Here is a 15,747-nt window from a genome sequence, read left to right on the forward strand (position 1 = left end):
GACCGAAGTCGCCTCGGCCGCGGGCTCCGCGGGAACCGCCCCGGCCCCCGGTACGGGCGCGCCGGGATCCGACGTCCCGGGACGGGCCGGGACACCGGGGGACGGGCGGCCGGCCCTGCCGCCCCACGGGCACGGGCGTGCGCCCGGCGCGCCGGACACGGGGCCGGGCGGGGCGGGAGGGGGCCGGATGACGGCAGAGCGGTGGGGGGCGGACGTGCGGAACGGCGTACGGGCGGCGGACGCCCGGGAGGCCACGTGGAGCGGCTACGCGGTGGCGGCCCGCGGCGGCGCCCCGGCGGCGGGCTCCGCCGACCCGGCACCCGCGGCCCGGGAACCGGTGCCGGCGGTGGACGTGCGGCGAGGGGGTCCGGCGGCGGGCGGAGAAGGTGTCGCCGGCGCGTCCGGGCGGACTTCCGTGCCGGCGGGCGGCGGTGGCGGCGTGCTGGGCGGTGGTGGTGTTCTCGGCGCGCCCGGTGGGGCGGGTGGTGGCGGTGCGCTCGGTGGTGGCGGTGTTCCGGGCGTGCCGGGTGGGGCGGGCGGTGCCGGTGCGCCGGGTGCTGCGCTCGGTGGTGGCGGTGTTCTTGGCGCGCCCGGTGGGGCGGGTGGTGGCGCGCGCGGTGGTGGGGGTGTGCTCGGTGTGCCCGGTGGGGCGGCCGGTGGTGCGCGGGGTGGTGGTGGCGCGCTGGGGGCGGGTGGTGGTGCGGGCGGTGGTCGCGGCGTACTCGGCGTGTCCGGCGGCGCGGGTGGTGGTGCGCGGGGTGGTGGCGTGCTCGGTGCGCCCGGCGGCGCGGGTGGTGGTGTGCTCCGTGCGGGCGGTGATGGCGGTCGGGCCGGCGTCGGGCGCGTTCCCGCCCGGCGGGGGCGGCCCCGGCCCGCCGGGGGCCCGGGCCCGGGCGGGCCCGGAGCCGGCAGGCCCGGCGGCGGTACGGGGGCTCCGCTCGGGCGGTTCCTCGCCAAGGCCGCCGCCGTCACCGCCGGACTGACCGCCGCGGGGGCCGTGTTCGGGCTCGTACGGGACCAGACCATCGCGCACCTCTTCGGCGCCGGGCACGACAGCGACGCGTTCCTCATCGCCTGGACCGTGCCCGAGATGGCCTCGACCCTGCTGATCGAGGACGCCATGGCCCTGCTGATGGTGCCCGCCTTCAGCCACGCCCTCGCCCGCCGGGCCGCCAGCCGGGCCGGGCTCACCCGCAGGGAGGCCCGCGCGGCCGACCCCGTACGGCTGCTCGTCGGCGCGACCCTGCCCCGGCTCGCCGTGTTCCTGGCCGCCGTGGCCTCCGTGCTGATCGTGGCCGCGCCGCTCGTCGTCGGCGTCCTCGCGCCCGGCCTGCCGGACCCCGAACTGGCCGTCCAATGCACCCGGCTGACCGCCCTCACCGTCGTCACCTTCGGCGTCGCGGGGTACTTCAGCGCGGCCCTGCGCGCCCACCGGTCGTTCCTGCCGCCCGCCGCGATCTACGTCTCGTACAACGTCGGGATCATCGCCACCATGGTCGCCCTGCACACCCTGTGGGGGGTGCGGGCCGCCGCCGCCGGAGTCGCCGTCGGCGGGCTGCTGATGGCCCTCGTCCAACTGCCCGCCTTCATCCGCAACGTCGGCTTCGCCCCCAGCCGCCCCAAGGGCGCCCCGCGCAGCCAGCGCGACCGCGACCGGCCCACCCTCATCGCCCTCGGCGTCATCGCCCCGGTGATCTTCTTCGCCGTCTTCCGGCAGTCCCAGGTACTCGTCGAACGCTTCCTCGCGGCCTCCCTCCCCCCGGGCGCCATCTCACACCTGAACTACGCGCAGAAGGTCGCGCAGATGCCGATGGTGCTCTCCCTGATGATCTGCACCGTCACCTTCCCGGTCGTCGCCCAGGCCATGGCCGGCGGGGAACGGGAGAAGGCCCGCCGCAGGGTGGAGCAGGACCTCGCCCTGGCCGCCCTCGCCGTCCTGCTGGGCAGCGCGCTCGTCATCGGCTACGCCCCGCAGATCATCCAGGTCCTCTTCGAACGCGGGGCCTTCACCCACCAGGACACCCTCGCCACCGCGTCCGCCATGCGCGTCTACGGCCTCGGACTCCTCGGCCACTGCCTCGTCGGCGCGCTGTCCCGGCCCTTCTTCTCGACCTCCCGGCCCACCTGGTTCCCGGCGCTCGCGATGGGCGCCGGACTCCTCGTCAACATCGTCGCCGGCGCCCTCGCCGTGGGCTGGTGGGGCATCCACGGCATCGCCGCCGCCAACGCCGCCGGCATCACCACCACCGCCGCCCTGCTCCTCACCGGCCTCGGCTCCCGCATCGTCGCCATCCAGGTCCGCCGGGTCGCCGTCAGCATCGCCCGCCTCGCCGTCGCGGCGGCCGCCGCCTGCGGCACCGGCTGGCTCGCCGGCCCGATGATCGCCGACCCGATGCTCAGCGCCGCCCTCGGCTGCCTGCTGATCCCCGCCATGTTCGGGGCCACCGGGATGGCCATACGGGCGCTGGAGATCACCGCCCTGCCCGGCCAGATCGCCCAGCTCGGCTCCCAGACCACCGCCCGGATCGCCCGGCTCACCCAGAGGTTCCGCAATGTCCGCTGACACCGACACGGCGCCCGCCGCCGTGACGGGCCCCGCCCGCCGGGGCGCCTTCCCGTGGGTCCTGATGTACCACTCGGTCGCCGAGTTCACCGACCCCGCCGAGGACCCGTACGGGATCACCGTCACCCCGCGCGCCCTGGAGGCCCAGCTCCTGTGGCTGCGCGCCCGCAAGCTGCGCGGGGTCGGCGTCGGCGAGCTGCTGCGGGCCCGCTCCGCCGGGCACGGCCGCGGACTCGTCGGACTCACCTTCGACGACGGCTACACCGACTTCCTGACCCGCGCCCTGCCCCTGCTGCGCCGCCACGGCTGCACGGCCACCCTGTTCGTGCTGCCCGGCCGGCTCGGCGTCGACAACGTGTGGGACCCACTCGGGCCGCGCAAGCCCCTGCTGACCGCCGAGCAGATCCGCGAAGCGGCCGCCGAGGGAGCGGAGATCGGCTCGCACGGGCTGCTCCACCAGGACCTCACCACCGCCCCCGGCGACGTCCTCCAGCAGGAGCTGCGCGGCAGCCGCGACCTGCTGCGCGAACTCACCGGCACCCTGCCCGAGGGCTTCTGCTACCCGTACGGCCACCTCGACGCCCGGGTCACCGACGCCGCCCGCGCCGCCGGCTACGACTACGCCTGTGCCATCGCCCCCGGCCGGCTCACGGGCCGGCACGCCCTGCCGCGCACCCACGTCAGCCAGGCCGACGGACCGGTGCGGCTGCGCGTCAAGCAACTGCGGCACCAGGTGCGCGAGCTGCGCAGGAGGGTGCGGGTGCTGCCGTGAAGGACGTCAAGGCCCTGCACGTCATCACCGGGCTCGGCGTCGGCGGCGCCGAACAGCAACTGCGGCTGCTGCTGCGGCACATGCCGATTCCCTGCGACGTCCTGACCCTCACCAACCCCGGCCCCGTCGCCGAGGGGCTGCGGGCCGACGGGGTGCGCGTGGTGCACCTGGGCATGCGCGGCAACCGGGACCTCGGCGCGCTGCCGCGGCTGGCGCGGTTCATCCGGCGCGGCCGCTACGACCTGGTCCACACGCACCTGTACCGGGCCTGCGTGTACGGACGCCTCGCGGCCCGGCTCGCGGGCGTCCCGGCGACGGTGGCCACCGAACACTCCCTCGGGGACGGCGAGATCGAGGGCCGGCCGCTGACCGGCGGGGTACGGGCCCTGTACCTGGCGAGCGAACGGCTCGGCGCGGCCACGGTGGCGGTGTCCGACACCGTCGCCGCCCGGCTGGAGGCGTGGGGGGTGCCCGCCGCCCGGCTGCACGTGGTCCCGAACGGGATCGAGGCCGCCCGCTTCCGCTTCGACCAGGACGTACGCCGCGCTGCCCGGGCCCGGACCGGGCTGCCGGAACGGGCCTTCGTGGTGGGCGGCGTCGGACGGCTGGTGCCGGGCAAACGGTTCGACGTACTCGTGCGGGCCGTCGCCGCACTCCCCGGCGCCCACCTGCTGCTGGCCGGGGACGGCCCCGAACGGGCCGCGCTGCGGCTGCTCGCCGCCGAACTGGGCGCACAGGGCCGGATCCACCTGCTGGGCGAGCGGGACCCGCTGGGCGACAGCCCCGACGGGCGCACCCCCGGGATCCCCGCCCTGCTGGCCGCCATGGACGTCTTCGTCTCCCCCTCGCGGGAGGAGGCGTTCGGGCTCGCGGTCGTCGAGGCGCTGGCCGCCGGGCTGCCGGTGCTGCACGTGACCTGCCCCGCCATCGACGACCTGCCCGCCGCACAGGCCCCCGGGGCGCGGCGGATCGGCACCGGCACCGAGGAACTCGTCGCCGCGCTGCGCGGGCACATGGAGGCCGGCGCGCGCCGGCTCCCGCCGCCCCCGGTGGTGCGCCGGTACGACATCGCGCGCACGGCACGGCAGCTGCTGGACGTCTACGCCCTCGCACTGGCCGCGCCGGTGCCGGCGGCGGCGCCCGTGCCGGGGCCGGGGTCCGGGGCCCCGGTCGGGTCGGAGCCGGCGCCGGCGGCGGAGCCGTGCGGCCCCGCCCCGGACCCCGCGCCTCGAACACCGGCCGGGCGGGAGTCGCCGCAGGCCCCGGCCGGGTCGGGCTGAGCGCCGGACGGACGCGGGTACGGGCCGGTCGAGCCCCCCTTCAGCTTCACCCCCGGCCAGGGGAACGGCCGGGGCCCCCGAACTCCCCTCCTCCCAGGAAGGCACCGCACATGGCCGACACCGCCGACCAGAAGAAGTCCGACCACCGCTCGGAGAAGAAGCGCAGGCTCAGGCTCCTGCCGCCGCCCGCGTGGTGGCCGCTGCCCGCCTGCGCCCTGCTCGGGCTGGCCGCGGGCGGTGCGTACGGGGTGCTCAAGGCCCCCGAGTACGCCGCCACCAGCTACGTCGTGGCCGTACCGAACGAGACCACCGAGCCGGCCACCGCCCTCGGCTTCGCCCAGGCCTACGGCCGGATCGCGACCAGCAGCTCCACCCTCGCCTACGCCCAGCCCCGCGCGGGCATCGACGCCCGGCAGCTGCGCACCCAGGTCCGTGCCGAGACCTCCCCCGACTCCCCGATGATCGCCGTCACCGGGACCTCCACGAGCCCCTCCGAGGCCGCCGACATCGCCAACGCGGTCGCCGACGCCCTCTCGTTGAGCAGCAACACGGCCGCGAAGAACACCGGTGTGCAGCTGCTGCTGTTCAACCAGGCCGTCGCGCCCGCCGATCCCGCCTCCCCGTCCGCACCGGTCAGCGGCGCGGTGGGGCTGTGCGCGGGCGGTCTCCTCGGCGGGCTGTGGATGCTGGCCCGCCCGGCCCGCGCGGGCCGCCGCACGCAGGAGGAGGCCGTCCCGGTGGTGGAGGAGTACGCCTCGCTGCCCGCGCAGGGCGAGCACACCGAGACCAAGGAGAAGGAGTCCGTGCGATGACGCACGGCTCCGCCGGGGCCCTGTCGGTGACGCTGTGCCGGGACCCCCGGCAGTTCGCCGCGCTGGAGGAGTCCTGGACCCGGCTCGTGCGCAACTGCCCCACCGCCACCCCCTTCCAGAGCCACGCCTGGCTGCACTCCTGGTGGCTGTCGTACGGGAAGGACGGCCGGCTGCGGCTGCTGCTCGTACGGCGCGGCGAGGAGCTGGTCGGTGCGGCCGCGCTGATGCTCGTACACCGGCCGCTGCCGCGGCTGGTGCCGCTCGGCGGTGCGATCACCGACTACTTCGACGTGCTCGTCGCCGCCGAGTACGCCGCCCAGGTCGTGCCCGCCCTCGCCCACGGGCTGCACCGGGCCGCCCGCAGTGCCGTGGTGGACCTGCGGGAGGTGCGGCCCGGGGCCGCCGCCGAACAGGTGTGCGCGGCGTGGCCCGGGGTGAGCAGCACGCTCACCGACTCCACCTGCATGGAGCTGCCCGCGCTGCCCTTCGACCAGCTCGTCAAGCGGATGCCGTCCTCGGGCGGCCAGCGGGTGCGGGCCAAGCTGCGCAAGACCGACGCGGCCGGGATCGAGGAGCACGAGGTCACCGAACGGGAGGTGCCGCAGGCCGTACGGACCCTGCTGCGCCTGCACGAGAAGCAGTGGCGGGGCCGCGGGGTGACGCCCGAGCACCTGCGGCCCCGCTTCGCCGAGCACCTGACCCGGGCGACCAGGCGGATGGTGCGGGCCGGGGAGGGCCGGCTGACCGAGTTCCGGCTGGACGGCAAGGTGGTGGCGGCCAACATCACGCTGCTGTCGGCCTCGCTGAGCGGCGGCTACCTGTACGGCGCCGATCCGGACCTGCGGGAGCGGAAGGTGGACGTCGCGACGCTGCTGCTGCGCTACGAGGCGGGCCGGGCCCTCGCGGACGGCCGGCCGGTGGTGAGCTTCCTGCGCGGCAACGAGCCGTACAAGAACCACTGGCGGCCCGAGACGGTGGTCAACCGGCGGCTGCTGCTGGCCACGCACGCGCTCGCGCCCCTGCTGCGGCTGCACGAGTCGCAGATCACGGGGCGCGAGCGGGCGGTGGACGCGCTGCGCGAGGCGCTGCCGGCCGCTCGGGACTGGCGGGCGCGGCTGAACGAACTGCGGGTGCGATGACCCGCCCGGAAGGGACGGCACGGCTGGAAGGGGTGGAAGGGCGGGCGGGTCCGGGAGGGCCGGAAGGGCTAGAAGGGCCAGAAGTCCTTGCCCCAGTCGAAGCTGATGCAGACCGACTGGTTGCCGACGATCGAGTTCAGCCAGTCGCCGAGGTCGAGCGGGACGCACCACTGCCTGCTGTCGTTCGGCTCGGGCTTCGGCTGGGGCTTGGGCTCGGGCTTCGGCTCCGGCTTCGGCTCGGGCTTGGGCGCCTGGGTGGGCCGGGTCGGCTCGGGCCGCGGTGCCAGCGGGCTCGGGGACGGGCTGGAAGGCGAGGGCGCGGGCTCCGGGGCGTCGGGGGACGGCGACGGCGGCCGCACGGGCGGCACCGAGTCCTTGGGACTGGGGGCCGGGACGGGCGTCGGGACGTCCGGCGTCGGGATCTGGGGCGTCGGGACCACCGGCGTCGGGACCACGGGCGTCGGGACCACAGGCGTAGGGATGACGGGCGTGGGGACCACGGGCGTCGGGATGACCGGCGTGGGGACCACCGGCGTCGGCTCGGCCGCCCGGGGCTCGCCCATCGCCTCGCGGAAGACCAGCGCCGACTGCGGGTTCTGCTTGCACCGCCACACGCCGTGCGGGCAGTAGTCGGTGATCGTGTGGTAGAGCGGCTTGTGCTGCTCGATCCACTTCAGCATCTGCCGCACGTACTGCGCGTTGTCGCCGTTGCGGAACAGCCCCCACTCCGGGAACGAGATCCGCTTGCCGTGTGCTTTCGCGAAGTCGACGTGCTGCTGGAGCCCGTACGGCTGGCTGACGTGCTCCTCGAAGGTCCGTCCGGGCCCCTGGTCGTACGAATCCATGCCGATGACGTCGACCACGTCGTCGCCCGGGTAGCACGTGGTCCAGCCGATCGCGTCCGTCCCCCGGTTGGGGGCGAAATCGAACTTGAACGCCTGTCCGGGGACGGAGCGCATCGTGTTGACGACGCGCCGCCAGTACGCCTTCCAGTTCCGCGGGTCGGGCGCGCAGCGGTGGGTGTACGTGGTGCCGTTCATCTCCCACCCGAGCACGACCACCGTGTCCGGCACGCCCAGCGCCACCAGCCGCTCGGCGAGCTTGTGGAAGTGCCGGTCGTACTGGCCTTCCGCGCCGGCCCGGATCAGCTGGGCCACCTCCCAGTCCGGCACCCGCTCCTCGTTGCGGGCCTGCATGGGCACGTTGAGCACGAACATCCGGTCCTTCTCGGCGCGGCGCCACTCGGCCCACTCCTCGAGGAACTCCACGTCGCCCTCGACGCCGGACCACTGCTCACCGGGGAGATAGGTGTGCCCGACGCGAATCTCCCTGCCGCCCAGCCACTGCGACAGGTACGGGATCCGGGCGACCCCGGACGGCCCGTAGCCGAGGTAGGCGCCCATGGCGGTGTCGGCGCCCTGCGGAGGGTCGTCGTCCGGGGCGGCGAGCGCGGCGCCGGTGGCGAGCAGCCCGGCCGTGACCGTACCGACGCAGGTGCTCACCAGGCGGTGGCGTGGTCTGGGCATGGCGTCTCCCGTGCTTTCGCTAACCGGTGTGCTTCCACACGACGTTAGGCATCACATCTGACGAATGGCCTGTCCGGTGACCGCTGCGTAGGCCATTCGCAGCTGCGCATCCTCTCCGCTTGGTCCGACTAGGTGAAAGACCCCGTTCCCATGTACGCGTTCGACGGCCAGGTGCCCGCTGTTCTGCTCAGACTCGATCGCAATCCGTTCCACCACGGAACCCTCGGCGCCGTCAGATCCCTGGGGCGCAGGGGCGTGGAGGTCCATGCCGTCGTCGAAGCCGGGGGAGGTCCCGTGGGGCGCTCGCGCTATCTGCGTGCCGTGCACGCCGGTCCGGCGGGCGGGCTGGATCCCGAGGCGCCCGAGGCGCTGCTGGAATGCCTGGTCGGGGTGTCGGAGCGGATCGGGCGGCCGGCGGTGCTCGTGGCCATGGACGACCTGAGCGCCATCGCGCTGGCGCGGATGGCGCCGGTGCTGACGGACCGTTTCCGGATGCCCCATCAGCCCGAGGGCCTGCCCGCCCGCGTGGCGGACAAGGCGGAACTGGCACGGCTCTGCGCCCGCTGGGACGTCCCCCACCCGCAGACGGTGGTGCCGGCGAGCGGCGGCGAGGCGGCCCGGGCCGCCTGGAGGCTCGGGCTGCCGGTGGTGGCGAAGTGGAGCCGGCCGTGGCTGCTGCCCGCGGGCGCCGGGCTGCGGAGCACCACGCTGGTGGACACCGCCGCCGGGGCGCGGCGGTTGTACGAACGCTCCGCCGAGGCGGGGAGCCGGCTGCTGCTCCAGCGGTTCCTGCCCGCCGGACCCGACACGGACTGGTTCTTCCACGGGGCGTTCGGCCGGGGCGGGCGTCCGCTGCTGGCCGGGTCGGGCCGCAAGGAGCTGTCCTGGCCGGTGCGGACGGGGCTGACGGCCGTCGGCCGCTGGCTGCCGGACCCGGCGGTGGAGGAAGCGGGGCTGCGGCTCGCCGAACGGCTCGGCTACCAGGGCATCCTGGACCTCGACTTCCGCCGGGACGAGCGCGGGACCGTCCGCCTGGTGGACTTCAACCCGCGCCCGGGCGCGCAGTTCCGGCTGTTCGCCGACGACGCGGGGCTGGACGTCGTCCAGGCGCTGTACCTGGACCTGACGGGCCAGCGGGTACCGGCGCCCTCGGGCGGCCCCGGCCGGGTCTTCGTGGCGGAGAACTACGCGCTGCTGGCCGCCGTACGGGGACGCACGCTGCCCCGCCGCGCCGCGGCGGCCCCCGCCCCCGCCGCCGGCCCGGGGCGGGCGCTGCCGCGCGGGGAGCGGGGGCGGGTGGAGGCGGCCTGGTTCGCGCCCGACGACCCGTGGCCGTTCCTGGCGATGCTCGGCGCCCTCCTCGGGCGCGGCCTGGACAAGGGCGCCCGCGCCCTGCGGGGTGTTCCCGAGCAGGGGCGGCGCAGGGTCCGCGCGGTGCGGGCCCCGCGCCGGCGCGGCGGCGAACGGGCCCGGACGCGGCCGCAGTCCGCAGCGCCGGGCCGCCAGGCTCCGCCGGAGGCACCGGCGGAGCCGGACGAGCTGGTGATCCGGTGACGATCCGGTGCTGAGCCGGTGGGAGGAGTGGCCGTGAGGCGGACGGACGATCTCGTGGTGGTCGGCGCCGGTCCGTACGGGCTGTCGATCGCCGCGCACGCGGCGGCGGCCGGGCTCGGCGTGCGGGTCCTGGGCCGGCCCATGGCGTCCTGGCGGGACCACATGCCCGAGGGCATGTACCTCAAGTCGGAGCCGTGGTCCTCCAACCTCTCCGCGCCCGACGGCCGCTACACCCTGGCCGACTACTGCGCCACCCGCGGCCTGACGGCCGAGCACGGCGACCCGCTGCCGATCGGCACCTTCAGCGCGTACGGGCTCTGGTTCGCCCGGCACGCCGGCCTGCCCGAGGTGGAGGAGCGCACCGTCACCGAGGTCACCCCGCAGGGCGACGGCTTCCTGGTCCGCACCGCCGACGGGCCGCCGCTGCTCGCCCGTACGGTGGCCCTGGCCGTCGGGGTGATGCCCTTCACGCACTGCCCCGCGGCGCTGCGCGAGCTGCCCCCGACCCACTACTCGCACAGCAGCGGCCACCGCGACCTGTCCCGCTTCGCCGGACGCGAGGTGGCCGTCCTGGGCGCGGGACAGGCCGCGCTGGAGACGGCGGCGCTGCTCGCCGAGTCGGGGGCCCGGCCGTGCCTGGTGGCCCGGCGGTCCCGGCTGAACTGGAACACCGTTCCGCAGCCCCTGGAGCGGCCGCTGCGGCGGGCCCTGCGCGACCCGCACAGCGGTCTGGGCACCGGATGGCGCAGCTGGGCGTGGTCGGAGCTGCCGTGGGCGGTGCGGCGGCTGCCCGCGCCGACGCGGGAGCGGATCGCCGCCACCGCGCTGGGGCCCGCCGGGGCGTGGTGGCTGCGGGACCGCTTCGAGAGGCGGGTGCCCGCGCTCATGGGGCACCGGCTGCACCGGGCGGTCGCGGTGGGCGGCCGGACCCGGCTCGGGCTGACCACGGCCGCCGGGGAGTCCGTCGTACTGGACACCGCGCACGTCATCGCGGCGACCGGGTTCACCGCCCGCCTGGACCGGCTGGAACTGCTCGACGCCCGGCTGCGGGCCGCGCTGGCCACCGTGGGCGGCAGCGGCACGCCGGAACTGAGCCCGGGCTTCGAATCCTCCTGGCCGGGGCTGTTCTTCGCGGGGCTGCTGACGGCTCCCTCATTCGGACCTTCCATGCGATTCGTGCACGGTGCGGGGTTCACGGCGGGGAGACTGGTGAAGGGAGTCCGCAGCCGCCTCGGCGCGCGGGGTCCGCTGCCGGGTACCTCCGGCGGTGTCCGGCCGGTCCGGGCCGCCGCCGGGCGTCCCGAGACGTATCTACGCTGAGATCCACCTGAGAGGGGTCCGCGATGGACGCGGAGCGAGCACAGGGAGGCCGTGGCTGGGTGCGCATCCCCGCCAGCCGCGGGGAGCAGCCCCCGGCGCAGGCGGCGGCCACGGGCACACCGCCCCGGACGGCGCCGGGGACACCGCCGCCGTGGACGCCGGCGGGCGCACCGCAGCGGACTGCGGGCACGCAGCCCCGGGCGGCGGCCGGCACACCGTACGGGTCGTGGTCCACCGGTCCTTTCGGCTCCGGCGACCAGCCCTCGATCTACCTCTCCCTGGTCAAGCGCTGGCAGGAGGCCGGACGCACCCTTCCGGGGCATCCTGACGAGGAGTGGGAGCGGCTCATCTCCCAGCCGTGCTGGCCAGGCCGTTAGGTGGTGTGTGTCTCGTGGCAGCGGCGGAGCGCGACGAACCGGACCAGGGCACTCCTGGCCTCGTGACGGGCCCGGCGGAGCGGTTCGCGCTCAACGGCATGGGCAGCTTCGAATGGAACCTCGACAGCGGCGCCCTCGTCCTGGACGAGGCCGGCCTGGCCGTCTTCGACCTGGAGGCGGCCGAGTTCGACGACACCCCCGAAGGCCTCGGCCTGCGCATCCCGGCCGATGACGCGGCCCGGCTCTCGGACACCGTGACCGGCGTGCTGGAGGGCGGCGGGGCGACGTACGGCTCGTACTTCACGGTCCGCCGGCGCGACGGCCGCGACCAGTGGACCCACACCACCGGCCGGGTGCTGCGCGACGCGGGCGGCCGGCCCCTGCGCATCGTCGGGATCGTCCGGGACGCGACGGCCGAACTCGCCCACGCGACGGTGCTGCGCAAGCTGGAGAGCGCCCGCGTCCAGCAGGCCGCCATCGTGCAGCGCACCACGGAGGCCCTGTCGCGGGCGGTGACCGTCGACGACGTGACGGCCGCCCTGACCGGCGCGGGCGCACTGGAACGGCTCGGCGCGGACGGGCTGGCGCTGGGACTGGTCGAGAACGGCGCCATCAAGATCATCGCGTTGAGCGGGGAGACCCTCGAAATCCTCAGCGAACGCAAGTTCACCCGCCTGGACGGCTCGCTGCCGCTCTCCCAGGCCGTCCTCACCAGGAAGGCACGTTTCGTCACCTCGCTGACCGACCTGGCCGGCGAGTTCCCGCTCCTCGCCGACTACCTGCGCCGCATCCGCTACGACGCCGCCGCCTACCTCCCCCTGATCGCCCAGGCCAAGGCCATCGGCGGCCTCGTCCTCTTCTACCGCCGGCGCAACGACTTCAGCCCGGAGGAGCGCAACCTGTGCCTGGGCCTCGCGGGCATCGTCGCCCAGTCCCTCCAGCGGGCCCTCCTCTTCGACCAGGAACGGGAGTTCGCCACCGGCCTCCAGGCCGCCATGCTGCCCCGCCGCATCCCCGAGATCAGCGGAGCGGAGATCGCCGTCCGCTACCACTCCGCGTGGAGCGGGCGCGAGGTCGGCGGCGACTGGTACGACGTCATCGCGCTGCCCCGCGACCGGGTCGGCATCGTCGTGGGCGACGTACAGGGCCACGACACGCACGCGGCGGCCATCATGGGCCAGCTGCGCATCGCGCTGCGCGCCTACGCGGGCGAGGGGCACCCGCCGTCCACCGTGCTCGCGCGGGCCTCGCGCTTCCTCGCGGAACTCGACACCGAGCGCTTCGCCACCTGCATGTACGCACAGGTCGACCTGGAGACCGGAGGCGTACGGGCCGTCCGCGCGGGCCACCTCGGCCCGCTGATCCGGCACACGGACGGGCGTACCGGCTGGCCCAACGTACGGGGCGGCCTGCCGCTCGGCCTGGCGTCCCTCTTCGAACAGGAGGACTTCCCCGAGACCCGCCTCGACCTGGTGCCCGGCGAGACGCTCGTGCTGTGCACCGACGGGCTCGTGGAGGAACCGGGCACCGCCATCACCGACGGCATGGAGGCCCTGGCCCACGCCGTCCGCAGCGGCCCCCAGGGCGCCGGAGCCCTCGCCGACCACCTCTCCGACCGGCTCTGGGAGCGCTGGGGCTCCGGCGACGACGTGGCGCTGCTGGTGCTGCGCCGGGCCCCGGACCCGGGCACGCACCGGGCACCGCGCATCCACCAGTACGTCCACCAGGCCGACCCGGAGGGCCTGTCGGAGGCCCGCTACGCGCTGCGGCAGGCCCTGCGCGACTGGGGCATGGCCGAACTGGCCGACGACGTCGAGCTGGCGGCGGGGGAGCTGCTGGTCAACGCCCTGCTGCACACCGACGGCGGGGCGGTGCTGACCATGGAGGTGCTGCCGGAGCCCGTGCGGCGGATCCGGCTGTGGGTCAAGGACCGCTCCAGCGTGTGGCCGCGCCGGCGCACCCCGGGGGAGGCCGCCACCACGGGGCGCGGGCTGCTGCTGGTGGACGCGCTGGCCGTGCACTGGGGGGTGGAGTCGCGGGGCGACGGGAAGGCCGTCTGGTGCGAGTTCGACGCCGGCGGCAGCGCGCGCGGCACCGGGTGACGCGCTCCGGTTGTGGGGTGCGGGGGGCGGGGTGATGATGCGGCCATGGAACGGATGCTGGCTCTGCGGGACGCGGCCCTCTCCCCGGGCGCCCCGCTGCTTCAGGGGGTACCGTGCGCCGCTTGACCGGGGGCGCGGTGGCGGTCGCCGCCGTGGCGGTGCTGGTGGTGGTGCCGGCGCTGTTGCTGCCGGCGGCCGGGGACCGGGCGGTGGTCGACTGGACGACGGGGCGCCCGCACACGGACCCCGGGTGCCAGCGGGTCGCGTTCATGTCGATGACGGGCGTCGCGCCGGAGTGCCGCTGACGGAGGCCGGCCGCGTGCGGGTGGTGGCTGCCGCGTGACGGCCGGGGGCCGGGGCCGGCGGCCGCCGGGTCCCGGCCCGCGTGCCGGTGGGGGCGGCTGCCGGACCTGCCGCGTGGGCCACGCGGGTCACCGCTGCCCGGTCACCTCGACCACGTCGATGTCCTTCGCGTCCTGCGCGACGGTGTCCACGGCGCGCGGCATCAGACCCGCGAAGTGGATCTCCTGGAGTTCGGCCACGGCCCTGGCGCGGCCCGGCCGGATGCCCCCGGTGAGCGGGCTGCGGGCCACCCAGGCGTGTTCGGCGCCGTCACAGACGACCTGGCCGGCGCCGATGCTCAGCCGGGAGGCGTCCTGCACGACGGTGGCCTTGATCTGAACCGCCCCCGAGGGTGACGCGGCCTCGCAGTGGTAGGTGCCGGAAAGGGTGACGGAGCCGTCCTCGGCGAGGTGCGCTCCGGACCGCAGGGAAATCGCCTGATGGAAAACGGTGGCGTGGGCGGGAGTGGTGAACAGGGCCGTCGCGGCCAGGGCGGAGAAGGCCCCGAGGGCCATTCGGCGGGCGGGCGTGCGCATTGTTCCTCCAGGTGGGTGCGGTGGCGGGATTCCGACGGAACGCATTGTGCTGGCAATTGGCGGGCGACTCGTCCCGCGCGCCCGTGTCGGTGAGTGCAATTCCCCGCTCGGGCGCGTGAGACTGGCGGGAGATGTTCCCCGCCCCGAAGATCCCCGAAGGGGTTCCCGTATGCGTCAGCCCCGTCCGCGCGCCTCCGTCCTGGCGTCCGCCCTGCTGCCCGCTCTGCTGCCCGTCCTGCTGTTCACGGCCACCGCCTGCCAGAGCGCCCCGGAGGGGGCCGCGCTCGCCCCCGCCGCGGTGCCCGCCGTCCCGGTGGACGACGGGGCGGCCGGCGCCGACGAGGATCCCGCCGGGCAGGACCGGGCGGCGCTGCCGGGCACCGACAAGGACGCCCATGTGGGTGACTCCGTACGGGTACGGGGGCACGAGGTGGGGCGTCACCTCCAGGTGGTGCTCGGCGCGTTCGTGGACCCGGCGGTCAGCGTCGAGCCGAACTTCGGGCCGGCCGCCGGCACGCGCTGGGTGGCCGCCTCCATGTCGTTCGTCAACGTTGGCGGCGCCTCGTACGGGCCACTCGGGCGCATGTGGGCGTACGACGGCGCGGGCAAGCGCCACCCGGTGGTGCGCACCGGAGAACTGACGACCGGCAAACCGCTCGTCTTCGATTCCCTCGCGGTCGGTGAGCGGGCCGAAGGATGGGTCGTGTTCGAAATTCCGGAAAACCAGAAGATCGTGCGGCTCCAGTACCAGGACGCGAACATGCAGGCGAATTCCGGAGGGGGATTCTGGTCGGTCTAGCCCGCCCGGGTGAAAGGCCGTGAAGGGGCCGGGCGCGGGCGCACTAAGGTGCGCGCATGACTTCTACGCAAGCCGAAATCGACCGGACCCAGCTCGGCACCCTTTCCGTGCTCGCTTGGATCGGCGACCCCGACGAGGGCCACGACATCCCGTACCTGCTCGCCTACACGCTCGGTGACGGTCCGCAGGGCCGGGAGGCGGGCGAGGCGGCCGCGCGCGGGCTGCTGGAGGAGATGGGCCTGCCCATCGGCGACGTGGTCATGGACGGAACCATGAACCCGCAGAAGTTCGACGTGAAGGTCCTCCTCGCCGACAACCAGATCGCGCTGACCATGCCGGGACTGAACGCCACCTGCACGGCGCCGGACGAGTGGGTCGCGGCGGCGAACGAGAGCGGGCAGGCGTACTTCCTGTTCGCGACGCGCGCCTGGCCCGAGGCCGTCCCCGGCAAGCCGGTGAGCGCGGAGCTCCTCCAGGCCTTCGCCGGTGACGAGGAGGTACTGACGAGCAGCGCCCACTGCGTCGTCACGGTGCAGAGCCTGCAGCGCTAGCACCGGCCCCCTTACGCGGCAGCCGCCGCCGCGCCTGATCCACTTGGCCCACGGGACATGACCCGTGAGCGTGT

Annotated in this window: 14 protein-coding genes; 12 read left to right on the forward strand and 2 right to left on the reverse strand. The window is 75.5% G+C overall.

What is annotated here, in order from left to right; genetic code table 11:
* Window positions 1-628 precede the first annotated feature (628 nt).
* From AB0D45_RS32920 to AB0D45_RS32940, 5 genes are all read left to right on the forward strand, one after another.
* On the forward strand, window positions 629-2,563 hold the full coding sequence (locus tag AB0D45_RS32920) for a lipid II flippase MurJ (RefSeq protein ID WP_362465975.1): 1,935 nt from the start codon (window positions 629-631) through the stop codon (window positions 2,561-2,563).
* Window positions 2,553-3,335, forward strand: a complete 783-nt coding sequence (locus tag AB0D45_RS32925; protein ID WP_362465978.1) for a polysaccharide deacetylase family protein — start codon at window positions 2,553-2,555, stop codon at window positions 3,333-3,335. The genes AB0D45_RS32920 and AB0D45_RS32925 overlap by 11 nt, the downstream gene beginning before the upstream one ends.
* Window positions 3,332-4,615, forward strand: a complete 1,284-nt coding sequence (locus tag AB0D45_RS32930; protein ID WP_362465981.1) for a glycosyltransferase — start codon at window positions 3,332-3,334, stop codon at window positions 4,613-4,615. Before AB0D45_RS32925 ends, AB0D45_RS32930 begins: the two co-directional genes overlap by 4 nt.
* Before the next feature lie 110 nt (window positions 4,616-4,725).
* Entirely contained in the window at window positions 4,726-5,427 is a 702-nt protein-coding gene (locus AB0D45_RS32935) for a lipopolysaccharide biosynthesis protein (RefSeq protein WP_362465983.1), read from the forward strand.
* Window positions 5,424-6,566 (forward strand): GNAT family N-acetyltransferase, encoded by a 1,143-nt coding sequence (locus tag AB0D45_RS32940; protein WP_361597500.1) that lies wholly within the window; start codon window positions 5,424-5,426, stop codon window positions 6,564-6,566. Before AB0D45_RS32935 ends, AB0D45_RS32940 begins: the two co-directional genes overlap by 4 nt.
* Before the next feature lie 68 nt (window positions 6,567-6,634).
* On the opposite strand, the gene AB0D45_RS32945 is transcribed toward AB0D45_RS32940, so the two are convergent.
* Complete coding sequence (locus AB0D45_RS32945; protein ID WP_362465986.1) at window positions 6,635-8,092, reverse strand: glycosyl hydrolase; 1,458 nt, start codon at window positions 8,090-8,092, stop codon at window positions 6,635-6,637.
* A 150-nt stretch (window positions 8,093-8,242) separates the two neighbouring features.
* On the opposite strand from AB0D45_RS32945, the gene AB0D45_RS32950 reads away from it, so the two are divergent.
* The 5 genes from AB0D45_RS32950 (at window position 8,243) to AB0D45_RS32970 (ending at window position 13,750) form a co-directional block, all read left to right on the forward strand.
* On the forward strand, window positions 8,243-9,646 hold the full coding sequence (locus AB0D45_RS32950) for an ATP-grasp domain-containing protein (protein ID WP_362465989.1): 1,404 nt from the start codon (window positions 8,243-8,245) through the stop codon (window positions 9,644-9,646).
* Between the two features lie 33 nt (window positions 9,647-9,679).
* Window positions 9,680-10,966 carry an NAD(P)-binding domain-containing protein gene (locus AB0D45_RS32955; RefSeq protein WP_362465992.1) on the forward strand — a complete coding sequence of 429 codons (1,287 nt, stop codon included), beginning with the start codon at window positions 9,680-9,682 and terminating at the stop codon, window positions 10,964-10,966.
* Window positions 10,967-11,025: 59 nt separating this feature from the next.
* Complete coding sequence (locus tag AB0D45_RS32960; RefSeq protein WP_362465994.1) at window positions 11,026-11,343, forward strand: hypothetical protein; 318 nt, start codon at window positions 11,026-11,028, stop codon at window positions 11,341-11,343.
* Window positions 11,344-11,357: 14 nt separating this feature from the next.
* On the forward strand, window positions 11,358-13,445 hold the full coding sequence (locus AB0D45_RS32965) for a SpoIIE family protein phosphatase (protein ID WP_362465997.1): 2,088 nt from the start codon (window positions 11,358-11,360) through the stop codon (window positions 13,443-13,445).
* Window positions 13,446-13,558: 113 nt separating this feature from the next.
* A complete protein-coding gene (locus AB0D45_RS32970; protein WP_361597488.1) occupies window positions 13,559-13,750 on the forward strand; it encodes a hypothetical protein in 192 nt (63 codons plus the stop codon).
* Window positions 13,751-13,876: 126 nt separating this feature from the next.
* On the opposite strand, the gene AB0D45_RS32975 is transcribed toward AB0D45_RS32970, so the two are convergent.
* Entirely contained in the window at window positions 13,877-14,323 is a 447-nt protein-coding gene (locus AB0D45_RS32975; RefSeq protein ID WP_361597485.1) for a DUF6299 family protein, read from the reverse strand.
* Window positions 14,324-14,492: 169 nt separating this feature from the next.
* On the opposite strand from AB0D45_RS32975, the gene AB0D45_RS32980 reads away from it, so the two are divergent.
* Both AB0D45_RS32980 and AB0D45_RS32985 read left to right on the forward strand, forming a co-directional pair.
* Window positions 14,493-15,122: a hypothetical protein gene (locus AB0D45_RS32980; RefSeq protein WP_361597482.1), complete on the forward strand. Its 630-nt coding sequence runs from the start codon at window positions 14,493-14,495 to the stop codon at window positions 15,120-15,122.
* Window positions 15,123-15,178: 56 nt separating this feature from the next.
* Complete coding sequence (locus tag AB0D45_RS32985; RefSeq protein WP_361597479.1) at window positions 15,179-15,673, forward strand: DUF5949 family protein; 495 nt, start codon at window positions 15,179-15,181, stop codon at window positions 15,671-15,673.
* Window positions 15,674-15,747: the final 74 nt, after the last annotated feature.

The sequence above is a fragment of the Streptomyces sp. NPDC048352 genome (assembly GCF_040651895.1).
Classification (GTDB): Bacteria; Actinomycetota; Actinomycetes; order Streptomycetales; family Streptomycetaceae; genus Streptomyces.

Coding starts and splice junctions, on each gene's coding strand:
- AB0D45_RS32925 (WP_362465978.1), top strand. CDS start 2,553: ATGTCCGCTGACACCGACACGGCGCCCGCCGCCGTGACGGGCCCCGCC.
- AB0D45_RS32935 (WP_362465983.1), top strand. CDS start 4,726: ATGGCCGACACCGCCGACCAGAAGAAGTCCGACCACCGCTCGGAGAAG.
- AB0D45_RS32940 (WP_361597500.1), top strand. CDS start 5,424: ATGACGCACGGCTCCGCCGGGGCCCTGTCGGTGACGCTGTGCCGGGAC.
- AB0D45_RS32945 (WP_362465986.1), bottom strand. CDS start 8,092: ATGCCCAGACCACGCCACCGCCTGGTGAGCACCTGCGTCGGTACGGTC.
- AB0D45_RS32950 (WP_362465989.1), top strand. CDS start 8,243: ATGTACGCGTTCGACGGCCAGGTGCCCGCTGTTCTGCTCAGACTCGAT.
- AB0D45_RS32975 (WP_361597485.1), bottom strand. CDS start 14,323: ATGCGCACGCCCGCCCGCCGAATGGCCCTCGGGGCCTTCTCCGCCCTG.
- AB0D45_RS32980 (WP_361597482.1), top strand. CDS start 14,493: ATGCGTCAGCCCCGTCCGCGCGCCTCCGTCCTGGCGTCCGCCCTGCTG.
- AB0D45_RS32985 (WP_361597479.1), top strand. CDS start 15,179: ATGACTTCTACGCAAGCCGAAATCGACCGGACCCAGCTCGGCACCCTT.